The sequence below is a fragment of the Micromonospora sp. CNZ322 genome, from assembly GCF_007827755.1.
This window is the reverse complement of the sequence record NZ_VITD01000001.1, coordinates 1012106-1028115: the sequence shown is the minus strand read 5'-3', so window position 1 is coordinate 1028115 and position 16010 is coordinate 1012106. Positions and strand designations below refer to the sequence as shown.

At 71.5% G+C, this 16010-nt stretch carries 13 protein-coding genes and 1 riboswitch; of the genes, 7 read left to right on the top strand and 6 right to left on the bottom strand.

Features of this window, described 5'->3' with window-relative positions; genetic code table 11:
• Positions 1 to 71: 71 nt before the first annotated feature.
• The 3 genes from eccCa (at position 72) to FB453_RS04765 (ending at position 4854) form a co-directional block, all read left to right on the top strand.
• Positions 72 to 4037 (top strand): type VII secretion protein EccCa, encoded by a 3966-nt coding sequence (eccCa, locus tag FB453_RS04775; RefSeq protein WP_145787761.1) that lies wholly within the window; start codon positions 72 to 74, stop codon positions 4035 to 4037.
• Positions 4038 to 4241: 204 nt separating this feature from the next.
• Positions 4242 to 4550 (top strand): WXG100 family type VII secretion target, encoded by a 309-nt coding sequence (locus FB453_RS04770; RefSeq protein WP_030329557.1) that lies wholly within the window; start codon positions 4242 to 4244, stop codon positions 4548 to 4550.
• A 25-nt stretch (positions 4551 to 4575) separates the two neighbouring features.
• Entirely contained in the window at positions 4576 to 4854 is a 279-nt protein-coding gene (locus FB453_RS04765; protein ID WP_030329555.1) for a WXG100 family type VII secretion target, read from the top strand.
• Positions 4855 to 4950: 96 nt separating this feature from the next.
• On the opposite strand, the gene mycP is transcribed toward FB453_RS04765, so the two are convergent.
• Both mycP and FB453_RS04755 read right to left on the bottom strand, forming a co-directional pair.
• Complete coding sequence (mycP, locus tag FB453_RS04760; RefSeq protein WP_486480150.1) at positions 4951 to 6180, bottom strand: type VII secretion-associated serine protease mycosin; 1230 nt, start codon at positions 6178 to 6180, stop codon at positions 4951 to 4953.
• A 51-nt stretch (positions 6181 to 6231) separates the two neighbouring features.
• Entirely contained in the window at positions 6232 to 6567 is a 336-nt protein-coding gene (locus FB453_RS04755; protein ID WP_112581789.1) for a helix-turn-helix transcriptional regulator, read from the bottom strand.
• 226 nt (positions 6568 to 6793) lie between these two features.
• On the opposite strand from FB453_RS04755, the gene FB453_RS04750 reads away from it, so the two are divergent.
• The gene (locus FB453_RS04750) at positions 6794 to 7531 is read left to right on the top strand and encodes a carbonic anhydrase (protein WP_145787759.1); all 738 of its coding nucleotides are present in this window, start codon (positions 6794 to 6796) and stop codon (positions 7529 to 7531) included.
• A gap of 56 nt (positions 7532 to 7587) precedes the next feature.
• On the opposite strand, the gene FB453_RS04745 is transcribed toward FB453_RS04750, so the two are convergent.
• The 3 genes from FB453_RS04745 to FB453_RS04735 all read right to left on the bottom strand — a co-directional run bounded on the left by FB453_RS04745 (position 7588) and on the right by FB453_RS04735 (position 10874).
• The gene (locus tag FB453_RS04745; protein ID WP_145787757.1) at positions 7588 to 8607 is read right to left on the bottom strand and encodes a coiled-coil domain-containing protein; all 1020 of its coding nucleotides are present in this window, start codon (positions 8605 to 8607) and stop codon (positions 7588 to 7590) included.
• 4 nt (positions 8608 to 8611) lie between these two features.
• Positions 8612 to 8742, bottom strand: a riboswitch (cyclic di-AMP (ydaO/yuaA leader).
• 166 nt (positions 8743 to 8908) lie between these two features.
• Positions 8909 to 10279, bottom strand: a complete 1371-nt coding sequence (locus FB453_RS04740) for a YibE/F family protein (protein ID WP_145787755.1) — start codon at positions 10277 to 10279, stop codon at positions 8909 to 8911.
• Between the two features lie 298 nt (positions 10280 to 10577).
• Positions 10578 to 10874 (bottom strand): metal-sensitive transcriptional regulator, encoded by a 297-nt coding sequence (locus tag FB453_RS04735; RefSeq protein ID WP_030329541.1) that lies wholly within the window; start codon positions 10872 to 10874, stop codon positions 10578 to 10580.
• Between the two features lie 94 nt (positions 10875 to 10968).
• Here FB453_RS04735 and FB453_RS04730 point away from each other — a divergent pair, with 94 nt between their 5' ends.
• From FB453_RS04730 to FB453_RS04720, 3 genes are read left to right on the top strand one after another with little or no spacing between them, the layout of a single operon-like run.
• A complete protein-coding gene (locus FB453_RS04730; RefSeq protein ID WP_091395144.1) occupies positions 10969 to 11178 on the top strand; it encodes a heavy-metal-associated domain-containing protein in 210 nt (69 codons plus the stop codon).
• A 13-nt stretch (positions 11179 to 11191) separates the two neighbouring features.
• Positions 11192 to 12139 (top strand): hypothetical protein, encoded by a 948-nt coding sequence (locus tag FB453_RS04725; RefSeq protein WP_145787753.1) that lies wholly within the window; start codon positions 11192 to 11194, stop codon positions 12137 to 12139.
• A 12-nt stretch (positions 12140 to 12151) separates the two neighbouring features.
• Positions 12152 to 14389, top strand: a complete 2238-nt coding sequence (locus tag FB453_RS04720) for a heavy metal translocating P-type ATPase (protein ID WP_145787750.1) — start codon at positions 12152 to 12154, stop codon at positions 14387 to 14389.
• 47 nt (positions 14390 to 14436) lie between these two features.
• Here FB453_RS04720 and FB453_RS04715 read toward each other — a convergent pair whose 3' ends face one another.
• Complete coding sequence (locus tag FB453_RS04715) at positions 14437 to 15897, bottom strand: Orn/Lys/Arg family decarboxylase (RefSeq protein ID WP_145787748.1); 1461 nt, start codon at positions 15895 to 15897, stop codon at positions 14437 to 14439.
• Between the last annotated feature and the right edge of the window lie 113 nt (positions 15898 to 16010).

The window sequence follows — 16010 nt, the reverse complement described above, 5'->3', positions numbered from 1 at the left end:
ACGATGCCCACCCGCGGGCGGTGTTCCGCGGGCCGCACGTCATCAGGGCCGCTTCTGGGGAGGAGACAGCCGTGAGCACTGTGGTGTTCCGCCGGCTCCCGCGTCAGCCGGGGCCGGCCTTACCGCGCGGCGAGGTGCTGCTGGAGTCGCCTCCCGAGCTGCCCGAGCCGACGCCCCGCGGGATGGGGCAGCTGCTCATGATCCTGCCGATGTTCTGCGGGGTCGGTGCCATGGCGTTCCTCTACGCCGGCAAGGGCGGCGGCATGATGACCTACGTCGCCGGTGGTCTGTTCGGTGTCTCGATGCTCGGCATGGCGATCGGCTCGCTGGCGAACAGCGGCGGCAAGGACAAGGCCGAGCTGAACGCCGATCGCCGCGACTACATGCGCTACCTGGCGCAGATGCGCAAGCGCACCCGGCGTGCCGCCGAGCAGCAGCGGGCCGCGATGGCCTGGCGGCACCCGGAGCCCGACGCGCTCTGGTCGATCGCCGCGTCCCGGCGGCTCTGGGAGCGACGGATCACCGAGGACGACTTCGGCGAGACCAGGATCGCCCTCGGCCCGCAGCGGCTCGCCGTGGAGATCGTCCCACCGGAGACGAAGCCGGTGGAGGACCTGGAGCCGATGAGCGCCATCGCGCTTCGCCGGTTCGTCCGGGCACACTCCACTGTGCCTGACCTGCCGACGGCGCTGTCGGTGCGCGCGTTCAGCCGGGTGGTGCTGCGCGGCGACCGCGAGCCGGTGCTCGACCTGACCCGGGCGGCGCTGGGGCAGCTGGCCACCTTCCACGCACCGGACGACCTGGTGATCGCGGTGGTCGCCGCACCCGACCGGCAGTCGTCCTGGGGCTGGGTGAAGTGGCTGCCACACGCCCACCACAGCGGTCGTACGGACGCGGCCGGCGCGCGCCGGCTGGTCTTCGCCAGCCTGGCCGAGGCCGAGGCCGCGCTCGCCGCCGAGCTGGGCGGGCGGCCCCGGTTCGCGCCCGAGGCAAAGCCGCTGACCACCGCCCCGCACCTGGTCGTGGTGATCGACGGCGGGGAGATCTCGCCGACCTGCCAGCTGGTGGGCCCGGGCCTGCTCGGCGCCACAGTGATCGACCTTTCCGGGACGGTGCCGCGCGACGCCGGCCGCTGGCTGCTCTGCCTCGACGTGAATGACGGAAGCTCCCTCGACCTGGTCCGGGGCAGTTCGTCGTCGTCGCTGGGTCGGCCCGACCGGCTCAGCGCCGAGGCCGCCGAGGGGCTGGCCCGACAGATCGCCCCCTTCCGGCTCTCCCAGCAACAGGCCGGCGGCGACGAGCCGCTGGCCCGCAGCACGGAGCTGCCGGACCTGCTCGGCGTCGGTGACGCCGCGGCGGTGGACGTGCAGAACACCTGGCGCCCGCGTGGTCACCGCGACCGGCTGCGCATTCCGCTCGGCGTCGGCCCGGACGGCAACGTGGTCGAGCTCGACTTCAAGGAGTCGGCGCACGAGGGCATGGGCCCGCACGGTCTGGTGATCGGTGCGACCGGCTCCGGCAAGAGCGAGCTGCTGCGTACGGTGGTGGCCGCGCTGGCGGTGACCCACTCGTCGGAGGAACTGAACTTCGTCCTGGTCGACTTCAAGGGCGGCGCGACCTTCGCCTCGCTGGAGGCGCTGCCGCACACCAGCGCGGTGATCACCAACCTGGCCGACGAGCTGCCGTTGGTCGACCGGATGCGCGACGCGCTCGCCGGAGAGATGGTGCGCCGGCAGGAGCTGCTGCGGGCGGCCGGCAACTACGTCTCCCGCTTCGAGTACGAGAAGGCCCGCTCGGCCGGTGAACCGCTGGCACCGATGCCCAGCTTGTTGATCATCTGTGACGAGTTCAGCGAACTGCTCGCCGCCAAACCGGACTTCATCGACCTGTTCGTGATGATCGGCCGGTTGGGTCGGTCCCTCGGCGTGCACCTGCTGCTGGCGAGCCAGCGCCTCGAAGAGGGCAAGCTGCGGGGCCTCGACACGCACCTGTCGTACCGGATCGGTCTGCGGACGTTCTCCGCCGTGGAGAGCCGGATCGTGCTCGGCGTACCCGACGCCTACGAGCTGCCGAACGCGCCGGGCCACGGCTACCTGAAGACGGACACCAGCACCATGCTGCGGTTCCGGGCCGCGTACGTGTCGGGGGCGTACCGGGCGCCGGGGCAGCAGGCCTCCGCCTCGCAGGCGCTGGTGCAGCGCCGGATCGTGCCGTACGGTCTCGACTTCGTTCCGGTGCAGGTCCCGCAGGTGCCGGTGGCCACCGCCCCGGAGCCGGAGCAGCCGGCCGACGGCAAGGCCGTGGCGATGCTCGACGTGCTGATCGACCAGCTCAAGGGTCGGGGCCGCCCGGCCCACCAGGTGTGGCTGCCGCCGCTGGCTGACCCGCCGGGCCTGGGTGAGTTGCTCGGCACGCTGGCGGTGGATCCGACCTACGGGCTGTGCACCGCCTCCTGGCCGGGGCGCGGGCGACTGACAGTGCCGGTCGGCGTCGTGGACCGCCCCTACGAGCAGCGCCGGGACCCGATGATGGTCGAGCTGGCCGGGGCCGGCGGCAACGTGGTCATCGTCGGTCGGTCGATGAGTGGCAAGAGCACGATGCTGCGTACGCTGCTCGCCTCGTTGGCGCTCACGCACACGCCACGGGAGGTGCAGTTCTTCTGCCTGGACTTCGGCGGGGGCGCGCTGCGCAGCATGGAGCGGTTGCCGCATCTGGCCGGGGTGGCGGGTCGGCGCGACGTCGAGGCGGTCCGTCGGACGGTGGCCGAGGTGGTCGCCGTCCTGGACGAGCGGGAGGCTCGTTTCGCCCAGCACGGCATCGACTCGGTGGCGAGCTACCGCCGTCGTCGTGCCGCCGGCGAGTTCGCCGATGACCCGTTCGGCGACGTGTTCCTGGTGGTGGACGGGTGGAACACCCTGCGCCAGGAGTATGAGGAGCTGGAGCAGACCATCACCACGTTGGCCAACCGGGGCCTCGGCTTCGGTGTGCACGTGGTGCTCACCGCCGTACGGTGGGCGGAGATCCGGATCAACATGCGGGATCTGCTCGGCACCAAGTTGGAGCTGCGCCTCGGCGACGCGTCGGAGTCCGAGATCGACCGTCGGGCGGCGAACAACGTGCCGGAGAAGTCGCCCGGCCGTGGCCTGACCCGGGACAAGCTGCACTTCCTCACCGCCATCTCGCGGATCGACGGCCGTCGCGACATCGATGATCTGAGCGAGGCCTCGCTGTCCCTGGCCGGGCACGTGGCGGCGAACTGGCCGGGTCGCCCGGCGCCGAAGGTGCGGTTGCTGCCGCGCCGGCTGCCGGTGGCGGAGCTGGCCCGGATCATCGACCGCTCGGCACCCGGTCTCCCGATCGGCGTCAACGAGTCGGCACTCGCGCCGGTCTACCTGGATTTGGCCAACGAGCCGCACCTGACGGTCTTCGGCGACGCGGAGTGCGGCAAGACCAACCTGCTGCGCCTGATCGCGCGGGGGATCACCGAGCGGTACACGCCGGCGCAGGCCCGGCTGGTGATCGCCGACTACCGGCGTGGCCTGCTGGGGGCGGTGGAGGGTGACCACCTGCTCGACTACGCCCCGTCGAACCAGGCGTTCGCCCAGGGGCTCGGGTCGATCCGCAGCGCGCTGTCCAACCGACTGCCCGGCCCGGACGTGACGACCGCCCAGCTGCGTGATCGGAGCTGGTGGAAGGGTCCGGATCTCTACATCCTGGTGGACGACTACGACCTGGTGGCCTCTGGCGGCAGCAACCCGCTGAGCGCCCTGCACGAGCTGTTGCCGCAGGCCCGCGACATTGGCCTGCACCTGATCGTCACGCGCCGGGTCGGTGGTGTGTCCAGGGCGCTCTACGAGCCGGTGCTGCAACGGCTTCGCGAGTTGGACTCGCCGGGCCTGCTGATGTCCGGAAACCGGGAGGAGGGCGCGGTCTTCGGCACGTTGCGACCGAGCCCGCAACCGCCCGGCCGGGGCACCCTGGTTCGCCGCCGCGATGGCCAGCAGTTGATTCAGACCGCCTGGTCCGAGCCGACCTGAGCGCGGTCGGTCGTTCGTTAGGGGGTCGTGGGCCGTTCCGGCCCGATTCACCACCATCCATCGAACGTCACCGGTCAGGGCTGCGAGGGCTGGACACGTTCCGCTACGGTCTTCACAGGAGTGTCCGTCGGTGGGGTGTTGCTGCCTTGCCGCGGGGGAGGATGCGGCGAAGCCGCCACCACAACAGACGGAAGGGTGTGAAGCATGGCGTTCGAGGTCGAAGCTGCGACTCTGCATACCGCCGCGAGTGACGTGCGGTCCACGCGCAGCGAGGTCGACGGCGAGCTGAAGAAGCTGTGGAACGTGGTCGACGACCTGGCCATCGCGTGGAAGGGTCAGGCGTCCACGGGCTTCCAGTCGCTGATGACGCGCTGGAACGAGGACACCGTCAAACTGCTGACGGCGATGGACAGCATCGCTGACCTGCTCGACAAGTCGGGTACGACGCACCAGGTCAACGACGAAGAGCAGCAGCAGATGCTGGACAAGTTCCACTCTGCTCTCAACCCGTGATCCGTAGCCGGCAGAGGAGGAAAACGTGACGATCAAAGTTGACTATGCGGTCCTCGAGAGCAGCAACCAGCAGATGCAGGCCATCTCGAAGACCCTCGAGGAAAAGCTTGACACGCTGCGGTCGATGCTGACCAAGCTGCACTGGGACGGCGAGGACCGGGTTGCCTACGAGCAGCACCAGGCGAAGTGGGACGCGGCGGTCCGGGACATCAACCGGATCCTGAACGAGATCGGCGGTGCCGTGGGCATCGCCCGCGAAAACTACCTCACCACGGAGATGAGCAACTCCAAGGTGTGGAGCTGAGGCATTCGCACGAGCGGCTCCGGTCCGGTTCGCCCGGCCCGGAGCCGCTCTGTGTCTGACGTTGGCGGGCGTAGGCGTCGGGCTGCGGTGCGCCGCTCAGCCGGCAGTTGGTGCGTCGGTGCGTCGGCCGGGTCGCCAGTCGCGTCGGCGGCCAAGGGCCATGATCGGTCGCGCGACCAGCAGCAGCCCGGCGAGTAACCCGCCGATGACCGCCGCCCAGATCGCGATGGGGCGCTGCCAGCTCAGCGGGTCGTCCCGCACGGCGGGCGCCGGGAGCACGCCGGCCGGCGGGTTCGCCCGGGTGCCGAGCAGGCTCGACACCGCCCGGTACGGGTTGACCATCCCGTGCCCGATGTCGGCGTTCTGGCCCTCGGGTGGGTTGTCCGCGGTGCGTTTCAGCCGATCCGCGACCTGCTGCGGGTCGAGACTGGGGTAGGCGGCCCGGACCAGCGCGGCTACTCCCGACACGTAGGCGGCGGCGTAGCTGGTGCCGCCCTCCGGCACGGTGCGGTAGCCGCTGTTTCCGGGCGCCGGCCCGACGATGTTCATCCCGGGCGCGGCGATGTCGACGTAGTCGCCGCTGATCGAGGTGCCGACGTGGCCGCCCTGCTCGTCCACCCCGCCGACCGCGATCACGCCGGGGTACGCGGCCGGGTAACCCGGCAGGTTCTGCGAATCTTCCGACCGGTTGCCAGCGGCGGCGACCAGCACCACGCCTTTGGCCAGCGCGCGGTCGACGGCTTCCGTCAGTTCGGGGCGGGGAATCGTGGTCAGGGACAGGTTGATCACATCGGCGCCCTGCGCGACCGCCCAGTCGATGGCTGCGGCGATCTGCGCGGGGAGTTGCGGGTTGTTGACCGCGCCGAGCTGCGGCAGAACCCGGATCGGCAGGATGCGGGCGGCCGGGGCGATGCCGCTGAAGGGGACGACAGTGCCCTCCCGGCCCGCGATGATGCCGGCGATCAGCGTGCCGTGCCCGGCCTCGTCGCACTGGCCCTGCCGGGCCGGCAGCCCGTTGAAGTCGCGACCCTCGAGCACCTGCCCCTTGAGGAGCGGGTGGGCGGCGGAGACTCCGGAATCGATCACGGCCACCGTGATCCCGGCGCCCCGGGACAGCGGCCACGCCGAGGACGGCTCCAGCCGGCGGAGCGCCCACGGCATCTGGGTCAGGCTGTCGGTGCCGGTGGGACCGCAGAGGGGCGGCGCGGCGGTCGCGGGGGAGGGTGCCACCAGGCCGGCGCCGAGCAGGACCGCCAGCGTTCCACTGAGGACACCGCGAAGGGCACGGCGGGACGGGGTCGCGCTCAACGGCGGGCATTCGCGCACCCGCAAAGGTTACCGCCGCGACCGTCGGTCAGCGGCCCCCGGTGACCGGGGTCAGGCCTGGGGCTCTGCCTTCGCGGTGGGAACGTCGGCGAACAGGGCGAGCAGGTCGCCGACCTGCCGGTCGGCCTCGGCGGGGTGCCGGAACCGGCCGGCCGGGTTGAGGGTGTATTCGTTGCGTCGTCCGACCCGGGTGCGGTGCAGGTAACCGCCAGCCTCCAGGTCGGCGACGATCGCCTGCGCGGCTCGTTCGGTCACTCCGACCTCGGCGGCGACGTCGCGTAGCCGGGCGGTCGGGTCGCGGGCGATGGCCAGCAGGACGTGCCCGTGATTGGTGAGGAACGTCCAGTTCCGCCCGCCGCCGGTGTCGTCCGTCACCGTGCTCGCCATCGTGTGACCGCCTTTCCGGATGTCCGCCTGCCTTCGCGAGAGTCTGGTCCGCCCTGCCCCGGGAAGATTGCCCAGGGGGTGCCCGGAGTCAACGTATGAAATCTAAATCACGCATACCTTGACGCATCTTACGGTGCGTGTGACGGTGGAGCACGAGCCAGCGCCCGCCGCCCGGCCGGCGGAAAGCCGGTTTGACCAGGTCAGATGCGTCGAGACGAGGTGCGGGATGAGTCATACCGGGAGCTCCGGCGGTCAGCCGGGTCCGCAGCGGACCACCGACCGGGCCACCACGCTCAGTGAGCCGACCCGGGCGTACGCCGAGCTGGTCGCCGGCAACCGGCGCTTCGTCGATGGCGCCCCACGCCACCCCAACCAGGACGCCGGGCACCGGGCCGCCGTGGCCGACGGGCAACACCCGTTCGCGGTGATCGTCGGCTGCTCCGACTCACGGCTGGCCGCCGAGATCATCTTCGACCGGGGTCTGGGCGACCTGTTCGTGGTTCGCACCGCCGGGCACACCGCCGGCCCCGAGGTGCTCGGCAGCGTCGAGTACGCGGTGACCGTCCTCGGCACGCCGCTGGTGGTGGTGCTCGGCCACGACTCGTGCGGTGCGGTGCAGGCCGCCCGGGAGTCCGCCGCGACCGGTACCGCGCCGAGTGGCCACCTGCGCGCGGTGGTCGACGCCGTGCTGCCCAGCCTGCGCCGGGCCGCGGCCGAGGGCGTGGACGACATCGACGGCATCGTCGACATCCACATCGCCCAGACCGTCGAGACGTTGCTCGGGCAGTCTCCCGTGCTCGCCGACGCTGTGGCGCGGGAGCGGTGCGCGGTGGTGGGAATGTCCTACCGGCTGGCCGCCGGAGCGGTGCGCCCGGTGGCCGTCGTACCGGCCGGCCTCGCGACGTTGGAGATCCCGGCCGGATCACCCGAGTCGACCGACCCGGCCGCGCCTGCCACCGTCTGACGCGACGAGGGCCGCTCCGCGTCACGCGGAACGGCCCTCGACGGGGATCGTGCGGGTCAGAGCAGCGACATGTGGACGTGATCGGTGTGGTTCGACGGCCCGCTGTACGAACTCCAGCCGGTGGCCGGGAACCAGATCTGCCGGTTCCAGATCACGTAGTAGATGCCGAGCCGGTCGGCGTTACGGATGAGGAACGCGGCGACGTTGTTGCCGTACGTCCGGGTGTCGTTGTTGTGCCACGGGGAGAACCCGCTCTTCTGTAGCGACCAGTCGCAGGCGCGGCCCTTCGGGTGCTCCCACGGCCCGCCAGGGCGGTAGCAGCCGACGAACCGGTTGAAGCCGGCCGCCTTGACCTCCTTGTACGCGTGCAGCGTGCGCGGCGTGATGCAGCCGGACGTGGTGGGGTCGTTCTCGCTGCACGACTGGGGCTTCCAGTCACCGTCGGCCGTGCGACCCGGGCCGATCTTCGCGACCTTGGAGGTGGCATCCACCAGGCCGCCGGTGAAACCCTTGCCGCCGACGAGGGAGAGCGCCTTGTCGGCCTCGCTCTTGCGCTTCGCCATCAGGGCGGTCTGCTTCTGCTGCTCGCGGACCTCGGTGTCGAGGGCCAGCTTGGCCTGCTCGGCGCGGGCCTTCACCTCGTTGACCTCGGAGAGCTTCTTCTCGTTGACCATGTTCATCTCGTCGAGCATCCCGGCGCGCTGGACGAACGAGTCGGGAGCATCGCTCTCCAGCAGCATCGCGACCGCGCCGATCCGGCCGGTCCGGTACGCCTGGGCGGCGATCTGCCCGACCTGTGGGGCCAACGCGTCCAGGTCGGCCTTTGCCCGGTCGACCTCTGCGGCCAACTCGCCCTGCCGCTTCTTGGACTTGTCCAGCTTGGACTTTGCGGCGGAGTAGTCGCGGTTGGCCTGCTCGATGACGTCGTTGAGCAGCTTGGGCTCGCCGTCCTCCTCGTGCCCGGACGGTGTGGGGGTCGTCGGGGCGGCGTGCGCCGGGAGCGGCCCGGCGAGCACGGTCAGTGCGGCGATCACGGCCACCACGGGAGTCAACCAGCGGCGTAGGGGTGCCGTCACAATGTTCCCTTCCGTCGACCGCCGACCGGGTTAGCTGACGGGTTCGGGGCGGAAGTGGCCCCTACCGCTGACGCGGATTCACCCCAGGCACCTGGGTCCCCGGCTCGCCGGCTGGCGATTGGGCGGTGGCACCGCAGGCGCCGCTTCGCGCCTTCATCGGTAACCGGCAGCGAGGTTACCCGAGAGTCGACCGGGTGAGCTACGCCTGGATGCCGACCAAAAGCGTCATTTCGCCATAGCGTTGAGTGACCAGTGACGCGGTTCTCAGGGTGGATGCCCGATCTGGTCACGCTGAGGAGTGTCACCATGCCGTATCCGTGCTCCTGTTCGACTCCGGCCACCGGTCGGTGGCCTCGGATGGGGGTGCGGTCCGCGTCCGGGCCGGCTCGTCGGAGCTGGCCGTTCGCGGTGAGCTGAGTGCGGCCAGTGCCTCGCTGCGGTCCGGCTGGGGCCGGGGCGCGGGAGCGTCGGTGGATGCCGTGGCAGCTGTACGCCCGGCGGCGGTCACCACCGCGGCCAGCCCGGTGGTCAGCGGCACGGCAGCGATCAGACCGAGGGTGGCGACTGCGCTGCGGACGATCTCCTGCGCGAGGAACTCACTGGTGAGGATCTGCCCGATCGGTCGCGAGTCGGCGGTGAGCAGGAGCAGCAGGGGCAGTGACGCGCCTGCGTACGCCAGCACGATGGTGTTGACAGTGGAGGCGATGTGCGCGCGGCCTACCCGGGTGGCGGCACGGTACAGCTGCAACCGGGTCAGCCCGGGGTTGGCGTTCGCCAGTTCGGTGACGGTGGCCGCCTGGGTGACCGTCACGTCGTCGAGCACCCCGAGCGATCCGATGATGATCCCGGCGAGCAGCAGGCCGTGCAGGTCCACGTCGCCCTGGAACATTGACAGGGTGGTGGCGTCCTCGCTGCCGAAGCCGGTGAGGTGGGTCGCGGCCGTGGCGATGGTGGCGAGCACGCCGGTCAGCACGAGGCTGCCCAGGGTGCCGAGCACCGCGACCGAGGTCTGTGCGGTGACCCCGTGGGTCAGATAGAGCACCACGAACATGATCAGGGCCGCACCGACCACCGCCACCAGCAGCGGTGGTTTGCCGGCGCTGATGCCCGGCAGCACGAAGGTGAGCAGGATGGCGAAGCTGGCGGCCAGTCCGGCGAGCGCGGCCAGGCCTCGCCACCGACCGAACGCGACGATCGCGGCCGCGAAGATCACCGCCAGCCACACCATCGGGGTGCCGCGTTGGTGCTCGGCGATGTTCCAGTTGCTGGTGGTGGGATCGGTCGGGTCGGCCAGCTCGACCAGGATGACCTCGTCGCCGACGTCGACCCGGGGTGCGCCGGGCCCGTCGGGCACCGGTGTCCGTACCTGCTGGCCGGCGGTCGGCCCGTCGTCCACCCGCACGTCAACAGTGCCGCACCGCCCGTCGCCGACCCTCGGTGTGCCCTCGGGAACTGACGGCACCGGCGGGCACGGCTCGCTCACCACCCGGGTGACGGTGCCGGGGTAGCGCGGCACGTCCGCGCCACCATCGGTCTGCGGTGACCCGCCGCGCGGCCAGAGCAGCACCGCTGCCAGCACTGTGGCGACGAAGAGGGGTACCACCGTCACGACGAGGATCCGTCTCACCCTTGGTGGGGCGGACGGAGCACTGTGAGTGTGGTCGGAACCCAAAGCGAGACTCCCAACGATCCGGTGCGGGATACGGGTCAGCGGGCCTGGCGGTTCACCGTTGCGGTGGAAACGCGGCGGACGGCGGGGCGGATCGCTGCCTGACGACCGCTTGATCACGGACGGTCAGTGCTCGGCCCGGTCGGCCGGGGGCGACGCCACGACGTGGCGGCGCGGGTGCCCGACTGCGCAGCGGCATTCGGAGGGCCATCGTGGGAGATGCTAGCCAGCCCTCCCGGGGCCTGCAGGTCGTGGCGGAGTGTCGGGCGGCCGAACCGCCCGCGCGGCGGACCTCGGGCGGTCAGCCGCGCTTCATGAGCCGGCCGACCGCCGCCATCATCTCGGTGGCCATCTCGTCGGCCCGACCCTCGGCGGCGCCCTCGTGCATGCAGTGCCGGGCGTGCCCGTCGAGCAGCCCGAGGGCCACCTTGTCGAGGGCGGCCTGGATGGCGGAGATCTGGGTGAGCACGTCGATGCAGTAGCGGTCGTCGTCGACCATCTTCTCGATGCCCCTGACCTGCCCCTCGACGCGGCGGAGCCGCGCGAGCAGCTGGTCCTTGCTGGCGGTGTATCCGCGGATCGGGGTGGGTGCGGTCATGTCCACCAGGATAGCGTACCCCTAGGGGGTATGGTACGGTCGGTTCTGTTGAGATACCCCCACCGGGTACCGGTACTGCAAAGGAGACGATCCAATGGTCAACACGACGTACCAGGTCCAGGGCATGACCTGTGGGCACTGCGTCAGCGCGGTGAGCGCCGAGGTCGGCGCCATCGCGGGCGTGCGTGACGTCCAGGTCGACCTAGCGGCCGGCCGGGTCACCGTCAGCAGTGATCAGCCGCTGGACACCGCGGTTGTCCGAGCCGCAGTCGACGAGGCCGGCTACGACCTCGTCGACGCGTGATCGGCGGGTCGGCGTGCGTACCGTGACGAGACTGGCCGGGTTCGCCGTGGGCCTCGCGGCGGTGTTCGGCGCGACGTACGGGGTCGGCCGGGTGGTCGACCGCGCCCCGGTGGTCGAGGGCCGGCACGACGGCGACGCCGCCCATGCGACGGGCGAGCACGACGAGGCGGCCGACCGGCTCCCCGGCGGCCTGCTCGTCTCCGACAAGGGCTACACCCTCCAACCGGTCGCCGCCCAGGCCGGCGAGTTCGCCTTCCGGATCGCCGGCCCGGACGGCCGCCCGGTCACCCGCTACGACGTGGCGCACGACAAGCAGATGCACCTGATCGTCGCCCGTCGGGACCTCTCCGGCTTCCGTCACGTCCACCCCGAGCTTGCCCCGGACGGCACCTGGCGGGTCGACACCCCGCTGGCCGGCCCCGGGCAGTGGCGGGCGTTCGCCGACTTCGCCCCGACCGGGGGTGAGTCGCTGACCCTCGGCGTGGACGTGACCGTCCCCGGCGAGTTGACCGAACGGCCGTTGCCCGCCCCAGCGACCAGCACCACCGTCGACGGCTACACGGTCACCCTGACCGGTGCGCCGCAGCCCGGCCGCACGTCGTCGCTGACCCTGACCGTCACCCGGGACGGGCAGCCGGTCACCGACCTGGAGCCCTACCTGGGCGCGTACGGGCACCTGGTGGCACTACGTCGGGGTGATCTGGCGTACCTGCACGTGCACCCGGACGGGACGCCCGGCGATGGCCGCACCCGGCCCGGTCCGGCCGTCACCTTCCTCGCCGAGGTGCCCTCGGCCGGCAGCTACCGGCTCTACCTCGACTTCCAACACGGCGGGAGGGTGCACACCGCCGAGTTCACAGTGGTCGCCGGCGCCGCCCCGACCGGAGACGTCCCCACTCCGAGCGGACCCGCACCGACCGGCGGGACCGACCACGGCACCCCCGGGCACGGACACAACTGACGGGACCAGACGATGACCACCACCAGCAGACCGCTACCTGAGGCGCCGAACCGGATCGAACTGGCGATCGGCGGGATGACCTGCGCCGCGTGCGCCGCCCGGATCGAGAAGAAGCTCAACCGGATGGACGGGGTGAGCGCCACCGTCAACTACGCCACCGAGAAGGCGACCGTCCGGTACGCCGACGGGGTCACGCCGGACGACCTGATCGGGACCGTGCAGAAGACCGGTTACACGGCGGCGCTGCCGGCCCCGCCCAGCGCGGAACCCCCGGTGGACCCGTTGCGGGGACCGCGTACCCGGCTCTGGGTGTCGGTGGTCCTGAGCGTGCCGGTGGTCCTGCTGGCCATGGTCCCGGCCTGGCAGTTCGACTACTGGCAGTGGTTGTCGCTGACCCTGGCCGCCCCGGTGGTGGTCTGGGGTGGGCTGCCGTTCCACCGGGCCGCCTGGACCAACCTGCGGCACGGCGCGGCGACCATGGACACCCTGGTGTCGCTCGGCACCCTGGCCGCGTTCGGCTGGTCGCTCTGGGCGCTCTTCCTCGGTGACGCGGGGATGCCCGGGATGACGCACCCGTTCCGCTTCGACATCACCCGGACCGACGGCGCCGGCAACATCTACCTGGAGGCGGCCGCCGGGGTCACCGTGTTCATCCTGGCCGGTCGCTACTTCGAGGCCCGGTCCAAGCGGACGGCCGGCGCCGCCCTGCGCGCCCTGCTCGACCTCGGCGCCAAGGACGTGACGGTGCTGCGTGACGGCGTGGAGACCCTGATCCCCGTGGACCGGCTCGCCGTCGGTGACCGGTTCGTGGTCCGCCCCGGGGAGAAGATCGCCACCGATGGGGTGGTCGACGAGGGCACCTCCGCTGTCGACGCCAGCATGCTCACCGGTGAGTCGGTGCCGGTCGAGGTCGCCCCGGGTGACGGCGTGGTCGGCGCCACGATCAACGCGGGTGGGCGGTTGATCGTCACCGCCACCCGGGTCGGCGCGGACACCCAGCTCTCCCGGATGGCCGACCTGGTGGAGCAGGCGCAGAGCGGCAAGGCGGCCGTGCAGCGGCTGGCGGACCGGATCTCCGGGTTCTTCGTGCCGATCGTCATCACCCTCGCCGTCGGCACGCTCGGCTGGTGGCTCGGCACCGGGGCCGGCCCGACCGCCGCGTTCACCGCCGCCGTGGCCGTGCTGATCATCGCCTGTCCGTGCGCGCTCGGCCTGGCCACCCCGACCGCGCTGCTGGTCGGCACCGGTCGGGGCGCCCAGCTCGGCGTGCTGATCAAGGGCCCGGAGGTGCTGGAGTCGACCCGCCGGGTGGACACCGTGGTGCTCGACAAGACCGGCACCGTGACGACCGGCCGGATGACACTGGTGGACGTGGTGCCGGCGAGCGGTGTGGACCGGGCCGAGCTGCTCCGGCTCGCCGGGGCGGTGGAGGCCGCCTCCGAGCACCCGATCGCCCGCGCGGTCGCGGCCGCTGCCACCGATGGGGGCGCGCTGCCCCCGGTGACCGCCTTCGGCAACCTCGAAGGGCTGGGGGTGACCGGCACTGTCGACGGACGGGCCGTGCTGGTCGGCCGGGTCCGGCTGCTGCGCGAGCGCGAGATCGACGTACCGCCGGAGGTCGAGTGGGCCGTGCGCGACGCGGAGGCCGCCGGCCGTACGGCGATCGTCGCCGGCTGGGACGGACGGGCCCGGGGGGTGCTCACTGTCGCCGACGTGGTCCGGCCGACAAGCCGGGCGGCGGTGGCGCGGTTGCGTGGGCTGGGGCTGACTCCGGTCCTGCTGACCGGGGACAACACCACAGTGGCTCGCGCGGTCGCCGCCGAGGTGGGCGTCGACGAGGTGATCGCCGAGGTGCTGCCGGCCGGGAAGGTCGACGTGATCAAGCGGCTCCAGGCCGAGGGACGGTCGGTGGCCATGGTCGGTGACGGGGTCAACGACGCCCCGGCGCTGGCCCAGGCCGACCTGGGGCTGGCCATGGGCACCGGCACCGACGTGGCGATCGAGGCGGCCGACCTCACCCTCGTCCGGGGCGACCTGGACGCGGCGGTGGACGCCATCCGGTTGTCCCGACGCACGCTCGGCATCATCCGGGGCAACCTGTTCTGGGCGTTCGGCTACAACGTGGCGGCCCTGCCGTTGGCCGCCGCTGGGCTGCTCAACCCGATGATCGCCGGTGCCACGATGGCGCTGTCCTCGGTCTTCGTGGTGGCCAACAGTCTGCGGCTGCGTCGGTTCCGTTCGGCCGTCTGACCTCCCTGGCCCGCAGGGCGGGCACCCGGCCCGCCCTGCGGCACGCCTCAGCCGGCGTGAACCCGCACCGTCTTCAACTCCGAGTCGGCGGCGTCCGGGATGCTCATCCCAGCGGCCAGGCCGGTACGCAGGTATTCGACCACCGCTTCGTTGATCACCTCGCCGGGCAGGACGGCCGGCACACCGGGCGGGTACGGGGTGAGCATCTCCGCGGCGACCCTGCCGACCGCCTGTTCGGCCGGCACCTGCTCGGCCCGGCCGAAGAAGGCGTCCCGCGGGAGCATGGCCAGTTCCAGCCGCAGTTCGTCCGGGGTCGGCACGGATGTCGGCGTGGCCCTGGGCAGCCGGTCGGCGGCCTCGGTCAGCGCCCGCAGGCCGTCCAGCAGTGGGCTGGTGGTCTCGTGGCTGTCGGCGTGAGTGAGGGCCAGGGTCATCCGGCGGTGGTCGGCCAGTGCCAGGTTGACGTGCCGCTCGCGGTGCAGCCAGTCGACTGCCTGGAACCCGCTGATGCCGAGTTCGGAGACGTCTATGACGATCTTCAACGGGTCGGTGTCGGCGGCTCGCTCCGGGCCGAGGAGACGATCACCGAGCACTGTGAGGCCGGGAAGCGCGTCGATGGCCTCGCGGGTCTCCTGTGCGAGGGCGAGAGCGGCGGTAAGCAGGTCATGGCCGTGTTCCACCATCTGTCGGCGCCAGCCGTCCAGTGCCGCGTAGATCAGCGGCGAGGAGCTGGTGGTGCCGAGCATGTCCTCGCGCTGGCTCAGCACACTGGGGTCGATCCGTTCACCCTGAAGGTGGAAGACCGAACTCTGCTCCAGGCCGCTGCCCATCTTGTGCACGCTGGTGACGCAGGCGTCCGCGTCGGCGTCCATCGCCCACTGCGGGAGGTCGGGGTGGAAGGGCAGGTGCGCGCCCCACGCCTCGTCCACCAGGAACGGCTTGCCCTGCTGGTGGCAGACCTTGGCGATGGCGGCCAGGTCGGCGCAGGTGCCGTAGTCGGTGGGGGTGACGACCAGAACGCCCTTCGCGTCGACGTGACCGCTCAGCGTCTCGGCCACCGTGTCGGCGCCCGGCGGGTACGTCAGGTGCAACTCCTCGTCCCACCGGGGCTCGATCCAGACCGGTTGGATGCCGGCGATGATGATGCCGGAGATCACCGACTTGTGGGCGTTGCGATTGATCAGCAGCTTCTCTTCCGGGCCGGCCACCGAGATCATCAGTGTCTTGACCGAGAGTGAGCTGCCGCAGGTCGAGAAGAAGGCGTGCTCGGCGCCGACCGCGTCGGCCATCAGCCGTTGCGCGGTGCTGAGCACCTCGTGGGTCTGCAACCGGTCGTCGAGGCCGTTGTTGGTCATCACGTCTGCGGCGAAGAGGTCGCGGCCGAGCACCGCGAGGACCCGCTCGTCGACGCCCCGACCCTGCTTGTGGCCCGGCGGTGTGTAGTTGATGTCTCCGCGTTCCCGGTAGGCGACGAGGGCCTCCAGGATCGGGGCCGATGACTGGTCCATCGACTGCTCCCTTCCAGCGTCTGCCCTGCTATCCCTTCCCCTGGTCGGCTCCGGCCAACCGTCGGTCCGTCGCCGTGTCGGCGCCCGGCGGCGGGTCGGCGGCCGCAGAGATG